The sequence below is a fragment of the Mesorhizobium sp. M1338 genome (assembly GCF_040318045.1).
Lineage (GTDB): Bacteria > Pseudomonadota > Alphaproteobacteria > Rhizobiales > Rhizobiaceae > Mesorhizobium.
On record NZ_JAMYLL010000027.1, the window covers coordinates 24,957 to 45,598 of the forward strand.

18 protein-coding genes are annotated in these 20,642 nt (G+C 63.0%); 12 read left to right on the top strand and 6 right to left on the bottom strand.

The window, feature by feature from the left end; genetic code table 11:
• The first annotated feature begins 284 nt into the window (after nucleotides 1-284).
• A complete protein-coding gene (locus tag NKH19_RS21560) occupies nucleotides 285-701 on the top strand; it encodes a GFA family protein (protein ID WP_352870862.1) in 417 nt (138 codons plus the stop codon).
• Nucleotides 702-782: 81 nt separating this feature from the next.
• Nucleotides 783-1,142 (top strand): diacylglycerol kinase, encoded by a 360-nt coding sequence (locus NKH19_RS21565; protein ID WP_292179283.1) that lies wholly within the window; start codon nucleotides 783-785, stop codon nucleotides 1,140-1,142.
• Nucleotides 1,143-1,200: 58 nt separating this feature from the next.
• Here NKH19_RS21565 and NKH19_RS21570 read toward each other — a convergent pair whose 3' ends face one another.
• Both NKH19_RS21570 and NKH19_RS21575 read right to left on the bottom strand, forming a co-directional pair.
• On the bottom strand, nucleotides 1,201-1,788 hold the full coding sequence (locus tag NKH19_RS21570; RefSeq protein ID WP_352870863.1) for a DedA family protein: 588 nt from the start codon (nucleotides 1,786-1,788) through the stop codon (nucleotides 1,201-1,203).
• Nucleotides 1,785-2,348: a DUF1003 domain-containing protein gene (locus NKH19_RS21575; protein WP_352870865.1), complete on the bottom strand. Its 564-nt coding sequence runs from the start codon at nucleotides 2,346-2,348 to the stop codon at nucleotides 1,785-1,787. Before NKH19_RS21575 ends, NKH19_RS21570 begins: the two co-directional genes overlap by 4 nt.
• Nucleotides 2,349-2,441: 93 nt before the next feature.
• On the opposite strand from NKH19_RS21575, the gene NKH19_RS21580 reads away from it, so the two are divergent.
• The 4 genes from NKH19_RS21580 to gltX all read left to right on the top strand — a co-directional run bounded on the left by NKH19_RS21580 (nucleotide 2,442) and on the right by gltX (nucleotide 8,740).
• On the top strand, nucleotides 2,442-3,248 hold the full coding sequence (locus tag NKH19_RS21580; RefSeq protein WP_352870866.1) for a DNA-3-methyladenine glycosylase I: 807 nt from the start codon (nucleotides 2,442-2,444) through the stop codon (nucleotides 3,246-3,248).
• Nucleotides 3,245-4,921, top strand: coding sequence for an NAD+ synthase (locus NKH19_RS21585; RefSeq protein ID WP_352870867.1), 1,677 nt, complete (start codon nucleotides 3,245-3,247; stop codon nucleotides 4,919-4,921). Before NKH19_RS21580 ends, NKH19_RS21585 begins: the two co-directional genes overlap by 4 nt.
• Before the next feature lie 460 nt (nucleotides 4,922-5,381).
• Nucleotides 5,382-7,187 carry an ABC transporter ATP-binding protein gene (locus tag NKH19_RS21590; RefSeq protein WP_352870868.1) on the top strand — a complete coding sequence of 602 codons (1,806 nt, stop codon included), beginning with the start codon at nucleotides 5,382-5,384 and terminating at the stop codon, nucleotides 7,185-7,187.
• Between the two features lie 179 nt (nucleotides 7,188-7,366).
• Nucleotides 7,367-8,740, top strand: coding sequence for a glutamate--tRNA ligase (gltX, locus tag NKH19_RS21595; RefSeq protein WP_352870869.1), 1,374 nt, complete (start codon nucleotides 7,367-7,369; stop codon nucleotides 8,738-8,740).
• Here gltX and NKH19_RS21600 read toward each other — a convergent pair.
• From NKH19_RS21600 to NKH19_RS21610, 3 genes are all read right to left on the bottom strand, one after another.
• On the bottom strand, nucleotides 8,658-9,872 hold the full coding sequence (locus NKH19_RS21600; protein WP_352870870.1) for a DUF2865 domain-containing protein: 1,215 nt from the start codon (nucleotides 9,870-9,872) through the stop codon (nucleotides 8,658-8,660). The two genes, gltX and NKH19_RS21600, sit on opposite strands and share 83 nt — an antisense overlap.
• 90 nt (nucleotides 9,873-9,962) lie before the next feature.
• A complete protein-coding gene (locus tag NKH19_RS21605) occupies nucleotides 9,963-12,287 on the bottom strand; it encodes an NADP-dependent malic enzyme (protein ID WP_352870871.1) in 2,325 nt (774 codons plus the stop codon).
• Between the two features lie 177 nt (nucleotides 12,288-12,464).
• Complete coding sequence (locus NKH19_RS21610) at nucleotides 12,465-13,244, bottom strand: SDR family oxidoreductase (RefSeq protein WP_352870872.1); 780 nt, start codon at nucleotides 13,242-13,244, stop codon at nucleotides 12,465-12,467.
• 122 nt (nucleotides 13,245-13,366) lie between these two features.
• Between NKH19_RS21610 and NKH19_RS21615 the strand changes: the two genes are divergently transcribed.
• Both NKH19_RS21615 and NKH19_RS21620 read left to right on the top strand, forming a co-directional pair.
• On the top strand, nucleotides 13,367-14,182 hold the full coding sequence (locus tag NKH19_RS21615) for a UDP-2,3-diacylglucosamine diphosphatase (RefSeq protein WP_352870874.1): 816 nt from the start codon (nucleotides 13,367-13,369) through the stop codon (nucleotides 14,180-14,182).
• Nucleotides 14,183-14,307: 125 nt separating this feature from the next.
• Entirely contained in the window at nucleotides 14,308-15,522 is a 1,215-nt protein-coding gene (locus tag NKH19_RS21620; RefSeq protein WP_352870875.1) for an MFS transporter, read from the top strand.
• On the opposite strand, the gene dgcA is transcribed toward NKH19_RS21620, so the two are convergent.
• Nucleotides 15,493-16,476: an N-acetyl-D-Glu racemase DgcA gene (gene dgcA / locus NKH19_RS21625; RefSeq protein WP_352870877.1), complete on the bottom strand. Its 984-nt coding sequence runs from the start codon at nucleotides 16,474-16,476 to the stop codon at nucleotides 15,493-15,495. The two genes, NKH19_RS21620 and dgcA, sit on opposite strands and share 30 nt — an antisense overlap.
• A 76-nt stretch (nucleotides 16,477-16,552) precedes the next feature.
• Here dgcA and NKH19_RS21630 point away from each other — a divergent pair, with 76 nt between their 5' ends.
• The 4 genes from NKH19_RS21630 (at nucleotide 16,553) to NKH19_RS21645 (ending at nucleotide 20,639) form a co-directional block, all read left to right on the top strand.
• On the top strand, nucleotides 16,553-17,740 hold the full coding sequence (locus tag NKH19_RS21630; RefSeq protein WP_352870878.1) for an MlaE family ABC transporter permease: 1,188 nt from the start codon (nucleotides 16,553-16,555) through the stop codon (nucleotides 17,738-17,740).
• 1 nt (nucleotide 17,741) lies between these two features.
• Nucleotides 17,742-18,563 (top strand): ABC transporter ATP-binding protein, encoded by an 822-nt coding sequence (locus NKH19_RS21635; RefSeq protein WP_352870879.1) that lies wholly within the window; start codon nucleotides 17,742-17,744, stop codon nucleotides 18,561-18,563.
• Between the two features lie 14 nt (nucleotides 18,564-18,577).
• A complete protein-coding gene (locus tag NKH19_RS21640; RefSeq protein WP_352870881.1) occupies nucleotides 18,578-19,951 on the top strand; it encodes an MlaD family protein in 1,374 nt (457 codons plus the stop codon).
• A 94-nt stretch (nucleotides 19,952-20,045) separates the two neighbouring features.
• Nucleotides 20,046-20,639 carry an ABC-type transport auxiliary lipoprotein family protein gene (locus NKH19_RS21645; protein ID WP_502910996.1) on the top strand — a complete coding sequence of 198 codons (594 nt, stop codon included), beginning with the start codon at nucleotides 20,046-20,048 and terminating at the stop codon, nucleotides 20,637-20,639.
• Nucleotides 20,640-20,642 lie beyond the last annotated feature (3 nt).

A 20,642-nucleotide genomic window follows, 5' to 3' on the forward strand; every position in this document is an offset into this window, starting at 1 on the left:
GCCGTGACCATAAATGCGCTGGCGCTAAAGTTTCCTTAATTTGTAAGAAGCGGACACGTTTTTCTCTATTTTGCGGCTGTAGAAGCTTGAATCTTCGCACCAACAATCCGTGACAGCGCCAGTTTGGTGGCGTCGAATCCGAAATTCGCGCATTAAGAATGAAACCGAATTTCGGATTCGCCGCGCCAGTACATGTCGCATTTGCTTGCGCGTGGCCGCCGCAAAGCTGGAATCCTGATGGCGATGCTCGTGCCAGGCAGAATTTTCTTCAACAAGGGGTCGACATGAGTGATGGCCATCAAGGGTCCTGTCTGTGCGGAGCGGTCCGCTTCGGAACGCACGGAGCGCTGCGTGGCGTCGTCTATTGTCATTGCTCGCAATGCCGCAAGCAGAGCGGACATTTCTATGCCGCGACCAATGTTGCCAACGCCGACATCGTCATCGAAGGCACGGAAAGCATCACCTGGTACGAGGCGTCCGCCTTCGCCAGGCGCGGTTTTTGCAAGGTGTGCGGCTCGGTGCTGTTCTGGAAGCCGCGAGACCACGACTACATTTCAGTCATGGCGGGATCGTTCGACAGGCCGACAGGCCTTGAGGGCGAATGCCATATCTTCGTCGGCGACAAGGGCGACTATTATTCGATCAACGACGGGCTGCCGCAGTTTGAAAAATCGACACCGTCCATACCGGTCGCTGAATGAAACTTGGACAAGTCGCCTTATTCCATTGATCTGGCCAGCCATTGCATTATCCCGTGCCGGTGATTCGGAAAGGGGTTTAGCATGCAGCGGCTGATCGACGCTTTTTTCAATTCGGTGCGGGCGTTTCGCAAACTGGCCGTCAGCGAGAAGGCTTTCCAGCAGGAGCTGATGCTGCTGGCGCTTGCCTTGCCGCTCGGCTGGTTCGTTTCGATCTCATGGCGCGGCTATGCCTTGTTGATCGGCGCGGTGCTGCTGCTGATCATGGTCGAAGTGCTGAACACCGGCATCGAGGCGGCGTGCGACGCCTTCAGCCGCGAGTTCAATGTCGACATCCAGCTGGCCAAGGACTGCGGTTCGCTGGCGGTGCTGATTTCGGTGCTCATCGTCGCCGGTGTCTGGGGCATCGCCATCATCGAACGGATTACGGGACTACCGATCTAGAGAAGGTGCTCGATATTCAGGTGATACCGGCCTAACCTGAATCTCAAGCACATCCAGCTCAGCTCTCCCTGGCGCGCTCCCTGCTGGCGATGTGACGGGCGACGAACCAGGCAAGGATCGCCACGCTCAGGCCGATGCCAAGCCCGATCAGCAGCCGCTCGTGGCGCATCAATGCCTGGCCGATGAAGTGCTCGGCTCCCAGTCCAAAGACATAACCGACCGTGCCGAACAGCACCGCCCAGATTGCCGATGAAATGGCGTTGAGGACGACGAAGCGCAGCGCGGGGATATTGGAAAGCCCGGCCGCGATGCCGCCGACGAGGCGCATGCCGTAGACGTAGCGGTTCGACAGGACGAAAATGTCGGGATGAGAGTTGAGCAGGCGAAAGGCGCGGCGAAAGCCGGGTCGCTTGCGCAATCTGACGACATAGCGATGGTCGGCAAAGCTTCGTCCGAGGATGAAGAAGAAGGTGTCGCCGGCGAAGGCGCCGAGGCCAGCCGCGACAAAGGCGTGCCACGGGACGAAGACCTGCTGGTGCGCGAAAAAGCCACCGAGGATGGCGGCACTTTCACCTTCGGCGACGCAGCCGATAAAGACAGCAAGCAGCCCATATTGTTCGATGAAATGATGGATGGCCTGCGTCATGAGGGCTGGGTCTGGGGGGCAAGCCGTTCGTCGATCCGTTTCAGCTGTTCTGCTATCTGGGCGATCTCGTCGCGCATGCCGATGATCTGGCTGTGGCGCAGCTCGTCCAGCTTTTCGTGCAGTGCCATGATCTCGATCTCGGCCTTGAGGTTGACCTCGTAGTCGTGGGCGGCGTCGATGCGGTCGCGCGCCGCTTGGCGGTTCTGCGACATCATGATCACCGGCGCCTGCAAGGCGGCGATCATCGAGAGGACGAGGTTGAGGAAGATGAAGGGGTAGGGGTCGAACGACTCTCGCCCCAGCAGCCACCAATTGGCACCGATCCAGAGGATCAGGAAGGCGATGAAGGACAGGATGAACGTCCACGAGCCGCCGACGCGCGCAATGGCGTCGGCGATACGGTCGCCCGCGCCCTGAAGGCCGGCAAGATGGTCGTTGATGTCCTGCGCTATGGGCTTGCGGTCGACGGTACTCTGCAGCACCCGCCTCTCAAGTTCGCTCAGGCTCTCCGGGTTTCGCCTCAGCCAGCGATTGGCGAGTTCCGGCACGGTCTTGTTCATGGATGTCTCCATACAAAGCAGCGGCTTGGCAGCCTGGTTTCCATATAGGAAGATGCCGGTTCGTCAAAAGCACGACGTGAGGATGCAAGCAGAATGCCCGATTTCGCAAAAATCCGCGCTCGTGCCGCAAAACGCAAGGGTGGCGAGGCGGAGCTTTCGTCACTGCTGGGCCCGGCGCCCGACAATGCCGCCGTGGCAGACATCGCGGACGATCGCATTCTGTCTGTTATGGCCGAGCGGGTCTTTGCCGCCGGTTTCGTCTGGCGCGTTGTCGAACAGAAATGGCCTGGCTTCGAAGAGGCGTTTCTGCGCTTCGAGCCAAAGCGGCTGTTGTTCCAGCCCGATGATTTCTGGCACGATCTGGCTTCCGATCAGCGCATTGTGCGCAACCCGCAGAAGATCAAATCCGTTCGCGACAACGCGGCCTTCGTCGAACGTGTGTCGAAGGAGCACGGCGGCTTCGGTGAATTCCTCGCCAACTGGCCGGCCGACGATCAGGTCGGGCTGATGGCGTGGCTCGGCAAGCATGGCAGCCGGCTCGGCGGCAACACCGGCCAGTATTTTCTGCGTTGGCTGGGTTGGGATGCCTTCGTTATTTCGGGCGATATGGCGGCGGCATTGCGCGACTCGGGGCTCGACATCGCCGAAACCCCGACTTCGAAGAGGGACCTCGACAAGATCCAGGCCCAGATCAACCAGTGGGTGGCGCAGACGGGCCTGCCGCGCCGCCATATCTCGCGCATCCTGGCGATGTCGATCGGCGACAACCATTCTCCGCAAGCGTTGCGCGAATATATGGGCGACGACCGATCGCCGGCAGTCCGGCCACAATCGGTCCGAAGTGGTCCAAACGAACGCCATTGCCCGACGAAATTTGCCGCGCTAAGTCAGCAGGCATGACCAAGAACCTCGACATCCTGCGCATCGCGATCGCCCAGCTCAACCCGACCGTCGGTGACGTCGCCGGCAACCTCGCCAAGGCCCGCGAGGCGAGAGCGGATGCCGCTCGCCAAGGCGCCGATCTCGTGCTCTATACCGAGCTTTTCCTCGCCGGCTATCCGCCGGAAGATCTGGTGCTGAAGCCGGCTTTCCTGAAGGCCTGCGAAAAGGCGGCACAGGACTTTGCCGCCGATACCGCCGACGGCGGCCCGGGCGTCATCATCGGCACGCCGCTAAAGCGCAAGAGCGGCACGCACAATTCGATCATCTTCGCCGATGGCGGCAAGATCATCGCCGAGCGCTACAAGCTCGATCTGCCGAACTACGGCGAATTCGACGAGAAGCGCGTCTTCCAGGCCGGGCCCGAGATTCAGGGGCCGGTCAATTTCCGCGGCGTGCGGATCGGGATTCCGATCTGCGAAGACATCTGGGGCGATATCGACATCTGCGAGACGCTGGCCGAAAGCGGGGCGGAAATCCTGCTGGTGCCGAACGGTTCGCCCTACTATCGCGCCAAGATCGATGTTCGCCACCAGGTCGTCATCCGCCAGGTCATCCAATGCGGGCTGCCAATGATCTATGCCAACCAGCTTGGCGGCCAGGACGAGCTGATCTTCGACGGCGCCTCGTTTGCCATAGGTTCTGACAAGACACTGGCCTTCCAGATGAGCCAGTTCGAGGAAGCAGTCGACGTCACCACCTGGAAAAGACAAGGCGAAGGGTGGGTCTGTTCGGAAGGGCCGATGTCGAAAATCCCGGACAGGGAAGAGGCCGACTATCGCGCCTGCATGCTGGGCCTGCGCGACTACGTCAACAAGAACGGTTTCAAGAACGTCGTGCTTGGTCTCTCGGGCGGCATCGATTCGGCGATCTGCGCCGCCCTTGCCGTCGATGCGCTCGGCGAGGAACGCCTGCGCGCGGTGATGATGCCTTACCGCTACACCTCGAAGGACTCGCTGAAGGACGCCGAGGACTGCGCCCGTGCGCTCGGCTGCCGCTATGACATCGTGCCGATCTTCGAGCCGGTCGAGGGCTTTCTGCATACGTTGACGCAGATGTTCGAAGGCACCAAGGAAGGCATCACCGAGGAGAATTTGCAGAGCCGCGCGCGCGGCACCATCCTGATGGCGATCTCCAACAAGTTTGGCTCGATGGTCGTCACCACCGGCAACAAGAGCGAGATGTCGGTCGGCTACGCCACGCTCTACGGTGACATGAACGGCGGCTTCAATCCGATCAAGGACCTCTACAAGATGCAGGTCTACGCACTGTCGCGCTGGCGCAACAGCCATGTGCCGCCGGGCGCGCTCGGGCCTTCGGGCGAGGTGATCCCGAAGAACATCATCGACAAGGCGCCGTCGGCGGAATTGCGCGAGAACCAGACCGACCAGGACTCGCTGCCGCCCTATCCGGTGCTGGACGACATCCTCGAATGCCTGGTCGAGAACGAGATGGGCGTCGACGACATCGTTGCGCGCGGCCATGACCGGGCGACGGTGACGCGTATCGAGCACTTGCTCTACATCGCCGAATACAAACGCAGGCAGGCGGCTCCGGGCGTGAAGATCACCAAAAAGAACTTCGGCCGCGACCGCCGCTACCCCATCACCAACCGGTTCAGGGATCGCGGCTAGACACTGAAAGCGCGCGGCGGCCGCGGCGGCATCGGCAACTGGCTCGTCCCAGCCCTTTTCGACCAGATGAAGCGGCACGCGGCGATGACTTGCTGCCATTGTTGCAAAATGATCGCAGTGGTTGGACCAGATACACTTTTGGCGTGCGCTGATCTTGGCGATGCATCTGGGCGTCTCTATAAGGACCTCTCCGCGATTCATTTGCGGGAGGTCCGAATGGCAGTATTTCAAATGGTAATGCGAGGCCGCGAAGCCTAGGTCTCATCTGGCGTTCCGCGAGGGCTTTGCCCCCGCACCGACTCCGGATCGAGCGCAGGCTTATGCCGATGCCGGTCGCCGCCCGACTACGGGCGAGACGCCAAATATGCCACTCCGCTTCTGGGCGCTCATTGGCCCCATGCGCGGCTTCTTCAATTTTCGACCTTACTGGGATCGGGCTCGTTCGCGCCCGAATGACATCATGGCTCGTTTTCGAATCGATTTGCGCGCGAGCGCCTTTCGCAGCGTCCTTGGCTTCACGCTCACCCATTGGCGGCGCCAGCCGTGGCGGCTTTCGCTCATCATGGGCGGCTTCCTGCTGTCGACGCTGGCCGACGTCCTGACGCCGCTCTATTCCGGCCGGCTGGTCGACGCCGTCGCCAGCAGCGCCGGTGCGGACGCCATTGCCTGGAATGCCGCGATGACGGCGTTTTCGATGCTGATGGCCCTGGCATTGACCGGCGTTGTTTTGCGCAACCTTGCCTTCATGGGCATCGTCGAATTGACGCTGAAGATGATGGCGGATATCGCCGCCGACGCCTTCCATCGCGTCCAGCGCTTTTCCACCGACTGGCATGCCAACAGCTTTGCCGGCTCGACCGTGCGCAAGGTGACGCGCGGCATGTGGGCGCTCGACCTGCTCAACGACACGATCCTCATCGCGCTGCTGCCGTCCGTCGTCATGCTGGTCGGCTCGACGCTGCTGCTCGGCTGGTTCTGGCCGTTGATGGGCGCGGTGGTTGCCGCCGGTTCGGTGCTGTTCATCATGGTGACCGCGATGCTGTCGCTTGGCTATGTCGCCCCGGCGGCAAGGCTCGCCAACATCTGGGACACGCGCCTCGGCGGCTCGCTGGCCGACGCGGTCAGCTGCAACGCCGTGGTCAAGGGCTTTGGCGCCGAGGAGCGCGAGGAGCGCCGCCTCGCCAGGGTCGTCGCCAAATGGCGTGCGCGCACACGGCGCACCTGGGTGCGCGGCACCATCAACGGCACCACGCAAGGGGCGCTGCTGCTGGTCATGCGGGCCGCGGTGATCGGCCTGGCGCTGATGCTGTGGTCGTGGGGGCAGGCGAGCGCCGGTGACGTCGCCTTCGTGCTGACCTCGTTCTTCGTGCTGCAAGGCTATCTCAGGGATATCGGCACGCACATCCGCAATCTGCAGCGCTCGATCAACGACATGGAGGAACTGGTCGATTTCCAGTCCGAACCGCTCGGCATCGAGGACCGGCGCGGCGCAAAGCCGATCCGGATCACTGAAGGACGGATCGGCTTCGACAACGTCACCTTTCACTACGGCAATCACCGATCGGCGCTCTATCGCGACTTTTCGGTCGATATCGCGCCGGGTGAACGTGTCGGGCTGGTCGGCCATTCGGGTTCGGGCAAGACAACCTTCGTCAAGCTGATCCAGCGGCTCTATGACGTGAATGCGGGAAAGATCCTGGTCGACGGCCAGGACATCTCGCAGGTGGCGCAAGCGTCGCTGCGCGGGCAGATCGCCATCGTCCAGCAGGAACCGATCCTGTTCCACCGGTCGCTGGCCGAGAACATCGCCTATAGCAGGCCGAGCGCGACGCAGGATGAGATCGAGCATGCCGCAAAGCTGGCGAGCGCGCATGATTTCATCACCAACCTGCCGAAGGGCTACGGCACTCTGGTCGGCGAACGCGGTGTGAAACTGTCGGGCGGCGAGCGTCAGCGCGTGGCGATCGCGCGTGCCTTTCTTGCCGATGCGCGCATCCTGATCCTCGACGAGGCGACATCAAGCCTCGATTCGGAATCCGAGGTGCTGATCCAGCAGGCGATGGAGCGGCTGATGGTCGGCCGCACCACGTTGGTTATCGCGCACCGGCTTTCGACGGTGCGGGCGCTCGACAGGCTCTTGGTCTTCGATCGCGGCAGGATCGTCGAGGAAGGCTCGCATGACGAGCTGATCCGGCTGAAAGGCGGCATCTATCGCCGCCTGTTCGAGCGCCAGGCGCTGGAACTGACCAAGGGTCTGGTGATCTGACCCTGAGATGGCCTCCGGCTTCGGCCGGGGGCCACCTCTAACCGCCGGCCGGCCGCCGGGTATGCGCCGCCTGAGGCGCCCCGCCCCGGTCTTTTCATTATGTGCGCCATGTTCTATGTCTGCCGGGCAGCGCGGGGGCGCGTCTTGTCAACCGCAAAAGCATCCGGTACGCCCCGCTCATGACAGTTACCGTTCGTTTCGCCCCGTCGCCAACCGGCCGCATCCATATCGGCAATGCGCGCACCGCCTTGTTCAACTGGCTGTTTGCCATGAACAATAAAGGTCGCTTCATCCAGCGCTTCGACGACACCGATATTGCGCGCTCGAAGCAGGAATTTTCAGACGCCATCCTCTACGACCTGCATTGGCTGGGCATTTTCCCGGACGCCACGGAGTACCAGTCGCGGCGTTTCGAGATCTACGACGCGGCGGTCGAGAGGTTGAAGACGGCAGGCGTTCTCTATGCCTGCTATGAAACGCCGGAGGAACTTGATCTCCGCCGCAAGGTGCGCCGAACGCGCGGCCTGCCGCCAGTCTATGGCCGCGAGGCGCTGGCCCTGACGCACGAGCAGATCGCCGAATACCAGGCCGATGGCCGCCGGCCGCACTGGCGTTTTCTCCTCCCCAATTTCTCGGGCGATCCGCAACAGCCGGAACGCACCGAAATCCAGTGGAACGATCTGGTGCGCGGCGAGGAAACCGTCGACCTCGCTTCGCTTTCCGATCCGGTGCTGGTGCGCGAGGACGGTACTTACCTCTATACGCTCCCCTCCGTGGTCGACGACATCGAGATGGGCGTCAGCCATGTCATCCGCGGCGACGACCACGTCACCAATACGGGCGTGCAGATCGCGCTGTTCCAGGCACTGGCTGCCGCGCCGCCGGTGTTCGGCCACCACAATCTCTTGACCACGTCCTCGGGCGAGGGGTTGTCGAAGCGCACCGGCGCGCTCTCCATCGAAAGCCTGCGCGAGGACGGCATCGAGCCGATGGCCGTCGCCTCATTGGCCGTGCTGGTTGGCACCTCGGAGAATGTCGCGGCGGTGCCGACGATGGGCGAACTCGCCGAACGCTTCGATCCGGCGGCGACATCGAGATCCGCGGCCAAATTCGATCCGGACGAGCTGTTCGTGCTCAACCGGACACTGCTGCACCACATGCCGTTCGCCGAGGCGCAAGACCGGCTGATCGTGCTCGGCGTATCGGGCGAGCAGGCCGAACCGTTCTGGCTGGCGGTGCGCGGCAATCTCGACAGGCTGGCCGATGCGGTCAATTGGTGGCGTATCCTGCGCGAAGGGCCACGGGAGAAGCCGGAATTTTCCGATGACGACCGCGATTTTCTCGGTCAGGCCTTCGACCTTTTGCCGGAAGAGCCTTGGAACGGGACGATCTGGAAAGACTGGACGGGCAAGATCAGGGAAGCGACCGGCCGCAAGGGCAAGGCGTTGTTCATGCCGCTCAGAACAGCCCTTACCGGACTGCCCTCGGGGCCGGAGCTTGCAGATCTATTGCCGCTGATGGGTCGGGAAGGAACGTTGGCCCGACGACCCTGACCTTGCGCTGGTCCGGCGGCAGCGCGGACACCGGCGACGTCACCGGCTTGACGGAAAGCCGCTTGATCGCCTCGCGGTCGAGCCCGCCTTCCAGATTGGCCAGGGTTTCCGGATCGGCGCCCGGGTCTGGCTTGGAACTGGGGACTGGGATGAACGATGCAGCGTCCGTTTCGGGCTGCGATTGCTCCTGATATGGCGGGTTGCCGGCGATGATCTGGAAGCCCTGCGCGGCGGCGTTGCAACCGCAAGCCGGTGGCCGCGACATGTCGGGCTGCTTGTAGAGATAGGCGGTCGGCAATTCGCTGTAGGGCCGGCCGGTTACCGATGACGTCATCGAGGCCGAATCGTCATCCATGCCGCGCGAGTAGAAAACCTCCATCTCGGTGCCTGGGCAGCTCGATTCGCAATTCTTCTGGTCGCGTTCGAAATCGCTCGCCGAGGCCGAGTTGGACATCGGGAAGAAGTAGCCGTCGCAGGTGCGCACACAGGAGGTGTGGAATTCACCGCCGACGCTCGGAAAGTCCGGTACGCCGGGCCGGTTGAGCACCCGGCGGACGCTGCGCTCCTCGCCAGGATCGCCAAGCTGGTCAAGTGGATCTGGCGTATCGAGCTGCTGGCTGTTGCCGCCGAAAAGCTGATCGAACAGGTTTGTGCCGCCGCCTTCGCGGTCCGCCTCCTGCAAGGGCGCGCGCCGTGGCGCAACGGTGTCGTCGCGGCAGCCATTGGCATCAAGTGCCGCCACGATGCGCTCGCGGTCACGGCGCGAGCCACCGCCGGCCATCCGCTCGCGCTTGTTTTGCAAGGCGTCGAGATTGGCATTCATGCGGTCGATGGTGGCGTTGAGCCCGGCGCATTGATTGAGGTTGCGGTCAAACAGGGAAAAGCCGCACCCGGCCCGGCTCGCTTGGCCGCGGGCCTTGGAAATCTGCTCATGCTGCCTGGCAATTGCGGAATCGTATTTCCGGATCAGTGCCGGACCGCCGCCACCGCCGCGTGAGGCTGAGGCAAGATCGGCCTCCAACTGGCGGCAGATCCGCGAGGCGGCCTGTGGCTCGGCCACTCCCCAGGTTGCGGACAACAGAAGGCCAAGCAGCACGGCAGCATGCGCCTGCTTCCACCCTCCGCTTGCCATCCGCCCAAACTCCGCCTGCCCAAATCCCGCCCGTTGGCCCGCAAGGCTACCGTGTTCGCGGTTAACCGCAGTTTACCGCGAAATCCGCGTTCAGCCCAGATTGACGACCGCCTGCGCCTTGTGAGCGGCTTCGACCACGGCAAGCGCCGTCATGTTGACGACGCCGCGTGAGGTCACCGACGGCGTCAATATGTGCGCCGGCATGTCGGTGCCGAGCAGGATCGGCCCGACATGCAGCGCATCCATCATGGTTCTGAGTGCGGTCAGCGTGATGTTGGCCGAATCGAGGTTGGGGAATACCAGCAGATTGGCTTCGCCCTTCAGCCGCGAATGCGGATAGACGCGCTGGCGCAGATGCTCAGACAAGGCGGAATCGGCATGCATCTCGCCGTCGCACTCCAGTTCGGGTGCGATACGCGCCAGGATCGCCGCCGCTTGCCGCATCTTGAGCGCGCTGGGTGAATCGCGCGAGCCGAAATCGGAATGCGACAGGAGTGCTGCCTTCGGCTCGATGCCGAAGCGCTGGATTTCTTCCGCCGCCAGCACCGTCATCTCGGCAATCTCCTCGGCCGTCGGGTCGACGGAGACGTGGGTGTCGGTGAGGAAGATGATGCCACGCTGCGAGATCAGCATCGACAGCGTCGAGAGGTCGCGATCCCTGACGCCGGTGCGCGGACCGATGATCAGGGTGACGTTGCGCAGATGCCGCTCGAAGCGGCCTTCGAGGCCGCAGACCATGGCATCGGCATCGCCGCGCTTGAGCGCAAGTGCTGCGATCACCGTGTTGTCGGTGCGCACCATGGTGCGCGCGGCCTCCGTCGTCACGCCGCGCCGGCCGGCGAGTTCGATCAACAGGTCGACATAGTGGCGATAGCGCGGATCGTCTTCCGGATTGATCAGGCCGAAATCGACACCGGGCTTGATGCGCAGCCCGTAGCGCTTCAGGCGCACTTCGATGACATGTGGGCGGCCGATCAGAATCGGTTCTGCGATGCCTTCCTCGAGCACCACCTGGGCGGCGCGGAGCACGCGCTCGTCCTCGCCGTCGGCGTAGATGACGCGCTTGGCGGTCGATGCCTTGGCCGACGAGAACACCGGCTTCATCACCAGGCCGGAGCGGAAAACGAAGCGATTGAGCTTGTCGATATAGGCGGCGGAGTCGGTGATCGGCCTTGTCGCGACACCGGTGTCGCAGGCCGCCTTGGCGACCGCCGGGGCGATGCGCAGGATCAGGCGCGGATCGAAGGGCGAGGGGATCAGGAACTCGGGGCCGAAGATCGGCGTCTCGCCGGAATAGGCGCGGGCCGCGACATCGGAGGGTTCTTCACGAGCGAGCGCTGCGATCGCCCGCACCGCGGCCATTTTCATCTCCTCGTTGATGGCGCTGGCGCCACAGTCGAGCGCACCGCGAAAGATGTAAGGAAAACACAGTACGTTGTTGACCTGATTAGGAAAATCGGAGCGGCCGGTGCAAATCATCGCATCGGGACGCGCCGCACGCGCCACCTCCGGCATGATCTCCGGATTGGGGTTGGCCAGCGCCAGGATCAGTGGCTTCGGCGCCATGTGCTGGAGCAGTTCCGGCTTCAGCACGCCTGCCGCCGACAAGCCGAGGAAGACGTCGGCGCCTGATATGACATCGGCCAGCGTGCGCGCCTCTGTGTCTTTCACATAGGGGTCCTTCCAGCGGTCCATCTCGTCGACGCGGCCCTTGTAGGCGACGCCGAAACGGTCGGTGACCCAGATGTTTTCGACCCGCGCGCCGAGCGAGACCAGCAGGTTGAGGCAGGCAAGGGCGGCAGCGCCGGCGCCTGAGGTGACGATCTTGATGTTCGAGATGGTCTTGCCGGCGAATTCCAGCCCGTTGAGTACGGCGGCGGCGACGATGATCGCGGTGCCGTGTTGGTCGTCGTGGAACACCGGTATGCCCATGCGGGCCTTCAACTGCTCCTCGACCTCGAAGCACTCCGGCGCCTTGATGTCTTCGAGATTGATGCCGCCGAAGGTCGGCTCGAGCGCCGAGATCGTCTCGACCATGCGCTCGATGCCGGGCGCGTCGATCTCGATGTCGAAGACGTCGATGCCGGCGAATTTCTTGAACAGGACAGCCTTGCCCTCCATCACCGGCTTGGAGGCCAGCGGGCCGATATTGCCGAGGCCGAGCACCGCCGACCCGTTGGAGACGACACCAACCAGATTGGCGCGCGCCGTATAGTCGGCGGCGGTCGCCGGATCGTCACGGATTTCCAGGCAAGGGGCGGCGACACCAGGCGAATAGGCGAGCGCGAGGTCGCGCTGATTGCCGAGCGGCTTGGTCGCCTGGATCTCGAGTTTTCCCGGCCTTGGGTGCTTGTGGAAGTAGAGGGCGGCTTCGTCGAGGTCCGAACGTGCCGTCTTTTTGCTCTCGCCTTCCATGCGGCCGCTCCTCCGAAATCTGCCTGGAGATTCCCTTTTAGCATGCAGCCGAGGTTTTTCGCGACGCTAATTGACGCGCCGGCGGCTTTACCCTGCGGCGTGTCGAAAATCGTTATCTATCAAGTGCTTATGCCGATTTGACAGCAAATGATTGCTGCTGGTTGGCAGGCGCGTCGATCAAAAGGCGCTGACATAGAGACCGCCATCGACCGGTATGTTCTGCCCGGTCAGATAGCCCGCATGGACCGAGCACAGGAAGGCGCAGATCTGGCCGAATTCCTCCGGCGTGCCGAGCCGCTTGGCCGGAACATCGGCGCTGATGCGGGTCTTGCGGGCTGCCGCGGCGGCGGGATCCTCTGATGTGCCGGCCTCGTGCGGCCCGCGCAGCCGGTCGGTGTCGAGCTTGCCCGGCAAAAGACTGTTGATGGTCACGTTGCGATCGACCACCGTCCGCGCCACGCCGGCCAGGAACGAGGTCAGGCCGGCGCGTGCGCCGGACGACAGGTCCAGGCCGGGGATCGGAACATAGACCGACAGCGAGGTGATGTTGACGATGCGGCCGAAGCCGCGCGCCGCCATGCCGTCGAGGACAGCCTGCACCAGTTCGATCGGCGTCACCATATTCTGGGTGACGCCTTCGAGAATCTTTTCGCGGTCGAGCGTGCGGAAATCGCGAAGCGGCGGTCCGCCATTGTTGTTGACGAGGATATCCGGTTCCGGGCAGGCCGCGAGCAGCGCCTTCTGCACCTCGGGCCTCGAGACGTCGCCAACGACTTCCGTCACCGTGACGCCATAGCGCTGGCGCAGTTCCGCAGCGGTTTTCGCCACCAGTTCGGCATTGCGCCCGTTGACGACGACGTCGCAGCCGGCTTCCGCCAGCGCCATGGCACAACCGCGCCCAAGTCCCTTGCTCGAAGCGCAGACGATGGCCTTCTTCCCGCTGATACCGAGATCCATGATGATTTCTCCTTGTGAGCCGGCGGCAAGCTAGTCCTTCGACTGGACCAATCGCAACCGTCATACGGTTGTTGCATGAATCGGGGCATAGGCTCTCGCGAAAGCAACGGTGAAAAATCGCGATGTCCGGCCAAGAGCCCCGCACTTTCCGCAGCATGTTCATTTCCGATGTCCATTTGGGCTCGAAGGCGGCCAAGGCCGAATTCCTGATCGACTTCCTGCGCTATCATGACGCCGACATCATCTATCTGGTCGGGGACATCGTCGACGGCTGGCGGCTGCGGCGGAACTGGCACTGGCCGCAAAGCCACAACGACGTCGTGCAGAAATTGCTGCGCAAGGCGCGCAAGGGCGCCAACATCACCTACATCGCCGGCAACCATGACGAATTCGCCCGCCAGTTCCAGGGCGTGCATTTCGGCGGCATCGTCGTGGCCGACCGTGCCATCCACGAGACCGCCGACGGCAAGCGCCTGCTCGTCATCCATGGCGACCAGTTCGACACCGTCGTCCACAATGCGCGCTGGCTGGCCTATCTTGGTGATCACGCCTATGACGCGGCCATGCTGGTCAACCGCGTGGTGACGCGGCTGCGCCAGCTGCTCGGACTGCCTTATTGGTCGTTCTCCTCCTGGGCCAAGGTCAACGTCAAGAAAGCGGTCAACTTCATCGGCTCGTTCCAGACGATGCTTGCCGAAGAGGCGCGCCGCTCGCATGTCGACGGCGTCGTCTGCGGCCACATCCATCATGCCGTCATCGAGAATTTTGGCGATGTCCAGTACATCAACACCGGCGACTGGGTGGAAAGCTGCACGGCGGTGGTCGAGCATTTTGATGGCCGGATGGAAATCCTGACCTGGGCACAGGTGCTGCCCGAGGCGCCGGACGAGCCCTTTATCCCGTTGCTCATCGAAGACCGGGTAGGGCAGGCGGCATAGCGCCGGCGTTCCTCCCCGCTCCGGCGGCAATCGATTGGTCCAACCGGTTTCGCCCGGTTTTCGCTCATGTTAAGGGATCGACACGCGTTGCCGTCCGGCCAAGTGCAGCGTGATTGGATCGATTCATGTCCCTGCCGCCGCTTTCGCCCGAACAACTCGTCAAGCCGCGTCATTTCGAACTGCGCATGAGCTTGATCTTCGCGACGCTGTTCGTGCCGCTCGGAACGCATCTGCCGTATTTCCCGCTGTGGCTGCAGGCCAAGGGTTTTCATGCCGAGCAGATCGCCGTCATCCTGGCGGCCCCCATGTTCCTGCGCGTGGTGACGACGCCGTTGCTGACCGCGCTGGCCGACCGTGCCAGGGACCGCGCCGATGTCTACGTCGCGCTGGTGGCTGCGTCGCTGCTTTTGTCGGCCGGTTATTTCCTGACGCCGACCTACGCGATGGTGCTGGCGGTGTCGCTGGCGCTGACCATCGTCTGGACGCCGCATTCGCCGATCGCCGATTCGCTGGCGCTTTCAGGCGTGCGCCGCTTCGGATCGAACTATACGAGCATGCGCAAATGGGGCTCGATCTCCTATCTGCTCGCCAATGTCGCCGGTGGCTTCATCCTGTCGGCAACCGGCTCGCGGGCGGTTCCGGTGATCATTCTCGTGGCGTTTGTCGCGGCCCTTGCCGCCGGGCTGCTGGCGCCGCGTCTTGGCCGTCCGCGGCGCGCTTCGCCGCTGTCGGCCACCGACATCCAGCATTCAGCACCGAAGCTTCTCAACCCGTATTTCCTGTATTTTTCCATCGGCGTCGGCGTCATCACCGCCAGCCACGCATTTCTCTACGGCTTCGTCTCCATCTACTGGAAATCGATCGGCATCAGCGATTCGGTTGTGGGCTTTTTGTGGGCGTGGGGCGTGGTTTCGGAAGTCTGCATGTTCATGATGTTCACCCGCTTTTTCGACCGGTTCTCCGTCGTGTCGATCATGGTGATGGCAGGGATCGGCTCGATCGTGCGCTGGATCGCCTTTCCGCTGGTCTGGCCGCTCGGCCTCGGCGTTGCCGGATTTTTCGGCGTCCAGACGCTGCACTCGGTCTCTGTGGCGCTGGTGCTGATCGGCCTGCAGAAGATGATCGGTGAAACGGTGTCCGAAGAGCGGACAGGCGCCGCGCAAGGCATCGCCTATTTCTCCAACGGCTTCTTCATGGCGGTAATGACGCTGGCATCCGGCCCGCTTTACGAGCGGTTCGGCGTCAACGGCTTTTTTGCCATGATCCCGATCGCCTTGATCGGCCTGGTGCTGATCGGGCTAGCGGCGCGCTCAGCCCCACAGCGCCTTATCAGGCGGTGACACCAGCGAGCCCTGGTAGACAAGGCCGGGCACACGGTCGCGAGCAAGCAGCAGCGGACCGTCGAGGTCGACGAAATCGGCATCCTGAGCGAGCAGCACCGCCGGCGCCATCGCCAGCGACGTACCGACCATGCAGCCGACCATCACGCCGAAACCGAGTTCGCGGGCGCGATCGCGCAGCACAAGGGCAGCTGTCAGGCCACCCGACTTGTCGAGCTTGATGTTGATGGCGTCGTAAAGGCCGATAAGAGTTCCGAGATTCTTCACCTCGTGCACGCTTTCATCGGCGCAGATTGGCACTGGATGCGCGATATGGCGCAGGATTTCGTCATGGCCAGCCGGCAGCGGCTGTTCGATCAGCGCGATGCCTTGCTCGGCGGCAAAGGCAAGGTTTGCCACGATATTATCGTCGGTCCAGCCCTCATTGGCGTCGAGGACGATGCGGCTGTCGGGCGCCGCTTGCCTTACCGCGCGGATACGGGCGATGTCGTTGTCGCCACCGATCTTGACCTTGAGCAGAGGCCGCGCCGCATTGGCGCGGGCCTGCGCCGCCATCGCTTCCGGTTCGCCGAGCGACAGCGTGTAGGCGGTTTCGAGCGTCCGTAAGGGAGCAGCACCTATACGATCGGCTACCGATGTTCCGCTGACCTTTGCCTCCAGATCCCATAAGGCGCAGTCGATAGCGTTGCGGGCGGCTCCGGCCGGCATGGCCGTGAGCAAGGCGGTTCGGCTGATGCCGCCGGCGATCCGGTCGCGCATGGCTTCGATCGCCTCGCGAACGGCGTCCATCGTCTCGCCATAACGCTTGTAGGGAACGCATTCGCCGCGGCCGGCGTGGCTGCCCTCGCTGATCGTGCAGGAGATCACTTCGGCTTCGGTCTTGGAACCGCGCGAAATGGTGAAGGTTCCGGCGATTGGAAAACGCTCGGCCTCGACCGAAATGACACGCGCCATATTTTTCTGCTCCTGCTATGCGACAAGCGTTGTCGGCAAATCGACAGGTCAGACCCGTCAGGCTAAACAGGACGCCATGTTGACCATTGGCAAGCGCGACGCAAGCGGCACGACCGCAGGGGAGGCTGACCACGAACCGCGCGTGGCAATCGGCGAGGAGGACGGCGTTCTCGGCTGCGCCTTCTCCGGAATCTGGACGACACGGACCGTCGCGCTGATCGACGCCGACATGCGCAAGATCGAAAAACGAAGCGGCTTCAAAACCTTGGCGCTCGATCTTTCCAAGATCGAGAAGATGGACACCGCCGGCGCCTGGCTGATCGATCGGCTGGTAAGCGCCTTCGAGAAGAAGGGCGTCGAGATCCAGATGCAAGGCCAGAGCGAGATCGCTTCGATCCTGCTCGACGCTGTGGGCGAGGCCGTGCGACGCGAACCCGAATCCGGCGCCGCCGGTCCGCCCAATATCGTCATCCGCGCGCTGGAGGCGGTCGGCCGTCGCGTCTACGAGATGCGCGACGACTTCCTCGCCTCGATGAACATCCTCGGCGCCACCATCCGCGGCGCGCAGATGAAGCTCGGTCGTGGTCATGCCGTCAATCCGGCGGCGATCTTCAACCAGATCGACCGCATGGGCGTCGGCGCCATTCCGGTGGTGGTGCTGATGTCGGCGATCGTCGGCGCCATCGTCGCCCAGCAAGGCGCCTATCAGCTCAGCTATTTCGGTGCCGACATATTCGTCGTCGACCTGGTCGGCGTGCTGATCCTGCGCGAACTCGGCGTGCTGATGACGGCGATCATGATCGCCGGCCGCTCCGGCAGCGCGATCACCGCCGAGATCGGCTCGATGAAAATGCGCGAGGAGGTCGACGCGCTGAAGGTCATCGGGCTCAACCCGATCGGCGTCCTGGTCTTTCCACGGCTCGTGGCGCTGGTCATCGCCTTGCCGTGCCTGACCATCATCGCCAATTTCGCCGCTCTCGGCGGCGGCATACTGGCTGCCTGGCTCTATTCCGACATCGCGCCGGCCGCCTTCATCGACCGGCTGCGCGTCGCCATCGATCTCAGCACGATTTTCGCCGGCCTGATCAAGGCGCCGTTCATGGCCATGATCATCGGCACGATTGCCTCGGTCGAAGGCATGAAGGTCGGCGGCAGCGCGGAATCGCTCGGCCAGCACGTGACAGCCTCGGTGGTGAAGTCGATTTTCGTCGTCATCATCCTCGACGGGCTTTTCGCCATGTTCTACGCAGCGATCGAGTTTTGAGATGAAGCTGCGAAACCGGAAAAAGGCAAGTGCGCTGACTGACGACACGGGCGAGGGCGACATCGTGCTTTCCGCGCACGACATCAGCGTGTCCTTCGCCGACAAGCTCATCCTCGACAAACTGTCGCTCGATATCAGGCGCGGCGAGATCCTTGGCTTTGTCGGCGCCTCGGGCGCCGGCAAGTCAGTTCTGCTGCGAACCATTCTCGGCCTGACGCGCAAGCAGTCGGGAACGATCAAGCTGTTCGGCGTCGATGTCGAGAAGATCAGCGAAGTGGAGCGTCTGCGCATCGACATGCGGCTTGGCGTGCTGTTCCAGCACGGCGCCCTGTTTTCGGCACTGACGGTACAGGAAAACGTCCAGGTGCCGATGCGCGAATATCTCGACCTGCCCAAGAAGCTGATGGATGAGCTGGCGCTGCTCAAGATCGAACTGGTCGGATTGCCGCCTGACGCGGCGCAGAAATTCCCGTCCGAACTTTCCGGCGGCATGATCAAGCGCGCCGCGCTGGCGCGGGCGCTGGCACTCGACCCCGATATCGTCTTCCTCGACGAGCCGACATCCGGCCTCGATCCGATCAGCGCGGCTGAATTCGACGAACTGGTGGTCAAACTGCGCGATACGATGGATCTGACCGTTTATATGGTGACGCATGATCTCGACACGCTTTTCACGGCGTGTGACCGGGTGGCCGTGCTCGGCAAGAAGAAAGTGCTGGTCGAAGGCACCATCGACGACATGCTGAAGAGCGAGGAACCGTGGGTAAAGTCCTATTTCCGCGGAAAACGCGCCCGGCAACTTGATCTTGCGGCGCGCGCATAGCCATAAGTGGGACAATGGAAACCAGAGCCAATTACGTCATTGTCGGCATTTTCACGCTGGCCGCGATCCTGGCGGCCTTTGCCTTCGTCTACTGGACGGCGGCGATCGGCGACAAGGGCGAGACGACGGTGCTGCGCGTGCGCATTCCAGGCTCGGCGTCCGGACTAGGCCGCGGCAGTTTCGTGCTGTTCAACGGCGTCAAGGTCGGTGATGTCAGGCGCGTCTATATCGACGTCGACAATCCGACCGTCGCCATCGCCGATACCGAGATCGATCGCCTGACGCCGATCACCAAGTCGACGCAGGCTGATATCGGTCTTGCCGGCCTCACCGGACAGGCCAACATCGAGCTCAAGGGCGCCGATCCCAAGGAAGTGAAACTCCTCGACCAGGCGGAAAAGGAAGGCAAGGTCGCCGAGATCGTCGCCAACCCGTCGGCGGTGACCAACCTCCTGCAGACAGCGCAGAACATCTTCACTCGCGCCGACAAGGTGCTCACGGAGCTCGAAGGCTTCACCAGGGACGTTCGTGGGCCGCTGACGCAGACCGTGCAGAACGTGCGGACCTTTTCCGACGCGCTGGCCAAGAATTCCGACGGCATCGACAAGTTCCTGTCCGCCGCCAGTGCGCTGTCCGATGAGCTGAAAGGCGTTTCCGGCAAGCTCGACGGCACGCTGAAGGCAGCCGAAGGCCTGCTCAACGCCGTCGACAAGGACAAGATCAAGAGCATTGTCGCCAACGTCGATACGGTGACAGGCAACCTCAAGGAGACTTCGAAACAGCTCGACGGCGTGATCAAGAACGTCGACACGGCGGTCGGGTCGGTCAACGATTTCGCCAAGCAGACGCAAGGCACGCTGGCCAAGGTCGACGGCGTGCTCGACGGCATCGATCCGGCGCAGGTGCGCACGGCGCTTGCCAATATCCAGAAAGCCAGCGAAAACGCCAACAAGGCCGCCGCCGACATCGCGGAGGTGACCGACAAGTTCGCCAACCGCGCCGACGACATCAACCAGACGATCAAGGACGCCAAGCAACTGGCGCAACGCCTCAACGACGCCTCGGTGCGTGTCGACGGCATTCTCGCCAGGGTCGACCACTTGCTCGGTTCAGGGCAGGCCGATGGGGTGATGGCCGACGCCAGGGCCACACTGAAATCGTTCAAGCAGGTTGCCGACACGCTGAATGCCCGCCTTGGCGTCATAACCGACAATCTGACGCGTTTCTCGGGCCAGGGGCTGTCGAATGTCGAAGCACTGGTGCAGGACAGCCGCCGTTCGATCAGCCGCATCGAGGAGGCGGTGACCGATCTCAGCCGCAATCCGCAGCGCATCCTTTCGGGTGGCGAGGGCGAGGTTCGGCAGTTCAATGGCAGGGCGCGGCGTTGACTTCGGCGTCGGCGCGCCGCAAGAACATGAGCCGCGAAAGCGGGTTGATCTTACGATCCGGGGACAACGGGGATCGCGTGTGAAGTCTGTGTGGGTGAGAACGGGCGGGTTGACATCGGCTGCGGCTCTGCTTGCCCTAACGCTGGCCGGCTGCGCAGTGTTGGGCGGCAAGCCTGCGCCACTCGACACCTTTGAGCTGTCGGCGCCTTCGATTGATGTGCGCGGCCACAGCCGTCGCCAGATCCTGATCGCGCAGCCATCTGCGCTCAAGGCGCTGGACAGCCAGAACATCGTCATCAAGCCGTCGGATCGCTCGATCCAGTATCTCAAGGGCGCGCAATGGGCCGACCGGCTGCCGCTGATCGTGCAGGCGCGGCTGGCCGAGACGTTCCAGCGTTCGGGCAGTTTTGCCGGCGTCGGCAAGCCGGGCGAGGGCCTTGCCATCGATTATCAGGTGATCGTCGAGATCCGTTCGTTCGAGGTGCGCGTCGACGGCGGCGAGCATGCCGAGGTCGACCTGTTCGTGCGCATCCTCAACGACCGCAATGGCGAGGTGCGTGCATCGAAGAGCTTCACCGCCTCGGCGCCTGTTTCGGGCAGCGGCAATCCAGCCTATGTCAACGCGCTCGACAACGCGTTCGGCGATGCCGCCCGGCAGATCGTGCGCTGGACGGATTCGGTGATCTGAGCG

Bases quoted from the DNA above. Each gene is read 5' to 3' on its own strand.
- NKH19_RS21590 (WP_352870868.1), top strand. From the start codon at position 5,382: ATGGCTCGTTTTCGAATCGATTTGCGCGCGAGCGCCTTTCGCAGCGTC.
- NKH19_RS21565 (WP_292179283.1), top strand. From the start codon at position 783: ATGCAGCGGCTGATCGACGCTTTTTTCAATTCGGTGCGGGCGTTTCGC.
- NKH19_RS21585 (WP_352870867.1), top strand. From the start codon at position 3,245: ATGACCAAGAACCTCGACATCCTGCGCATCGCGATCGCCCAGCTCAAC.
- gltX (WP_352870869.1), top strand. From the start codon at position 7,367: ATGACAGTTACCGTTCGTTTCGCCCCGTCGCCAACCGGCCGCATCCAT.
- NKH19_RS21635 (WP_352870879.1), top strand. From the start codon at position 17,742: ATGAAGCTGCGAAACCGGAAAAAGGCAAGTGCGCTGACTGACGACACG.
- NKH19_RS21620 (WP_352870875.1), top strand. From the start codon at position 14,308: ATGTCCCTGCCGCCGCTTTCGCCCGAACAACTCGTCAAGCCGCGTCAT.
- NKH19_RS21610 (WP_352870872.1), bottom strand. From the start codon at position 13,244: ATGGATCTCGGTATCAGCGGGAAGAAGGCCATCGTCTGCGCTTCGAGC.
- NKH19_RS21630 (WP_352870878.1), top strand. From the start codon at position 16,553: ATGTTGACCATTGGCAAGCGCGACGCAAGCGGCACGACCGCAGGGGAG.
- NKH19_RS21575 (WP_352870865.1), bottom strand. From the start codon at position 2,348: ATGAACAAGACCGTGCCGGAACTCGCCAATCGCTGGCTGAGGCGAAAC.
- NKH19_RS21560 (WP_352870862.1), top strand. From the start codon at position 285: ATGAGTGATGGCCATCAAGGGTCCTGTCTGTGCGGAGCGGTCCGCTTC.
- NKH19_RS21580 (WP_352870866.1), top strand. From the start codon at position 2,442: ATGCCCGATTTCGCAAAAATCCGCGCTCGTGCCGCAAAACGCAAGGGT.
- NKH19_RS21615 (WP_352870874.1), top strand. From the start codon at position 13,367: ATGTCCGGCCAAGAGCCCCGCACTTTCCGCAGCATGTTCATTTCCGAT.
- NKH19_RS21570 (WP_352870863.1), bottom strand. From the start codon at position 1,788: ATGACGCAGGCCATCCATCATTTCATCGAACAATATGGGCTGCTTGCT.
- NKH19_RS21605 (WP_352870871.1), bottom strand. From the start codon at position 12,287: ATGGAAGGCGAGAGCAAAAAGACGGCACGTTCGGACCTCGACGAAGCC.
- NKH19_RS21600 (WP_352870870.1), bottom strand. From the start codon at position 9,872: ATGGCAAGCGGAGGGTGGAAGCAGGCGCATGCTGCCGTGCTGCTTGGC.
- dgcA (WP_352870877.1), bottom strand. From the start codon at position 16,476: ATGGCGCGTGTCATTTCGGTCGAGGCCGAGCGTTTTCCAATCGCCGGA.
- NKH19_RS21640 (WP_352870881.1), top strand. From the start codon at position 18,578: ATGGAAACCAGAGCCAATTACGTCATTGTCGGCATTTTCACGCTGGCC.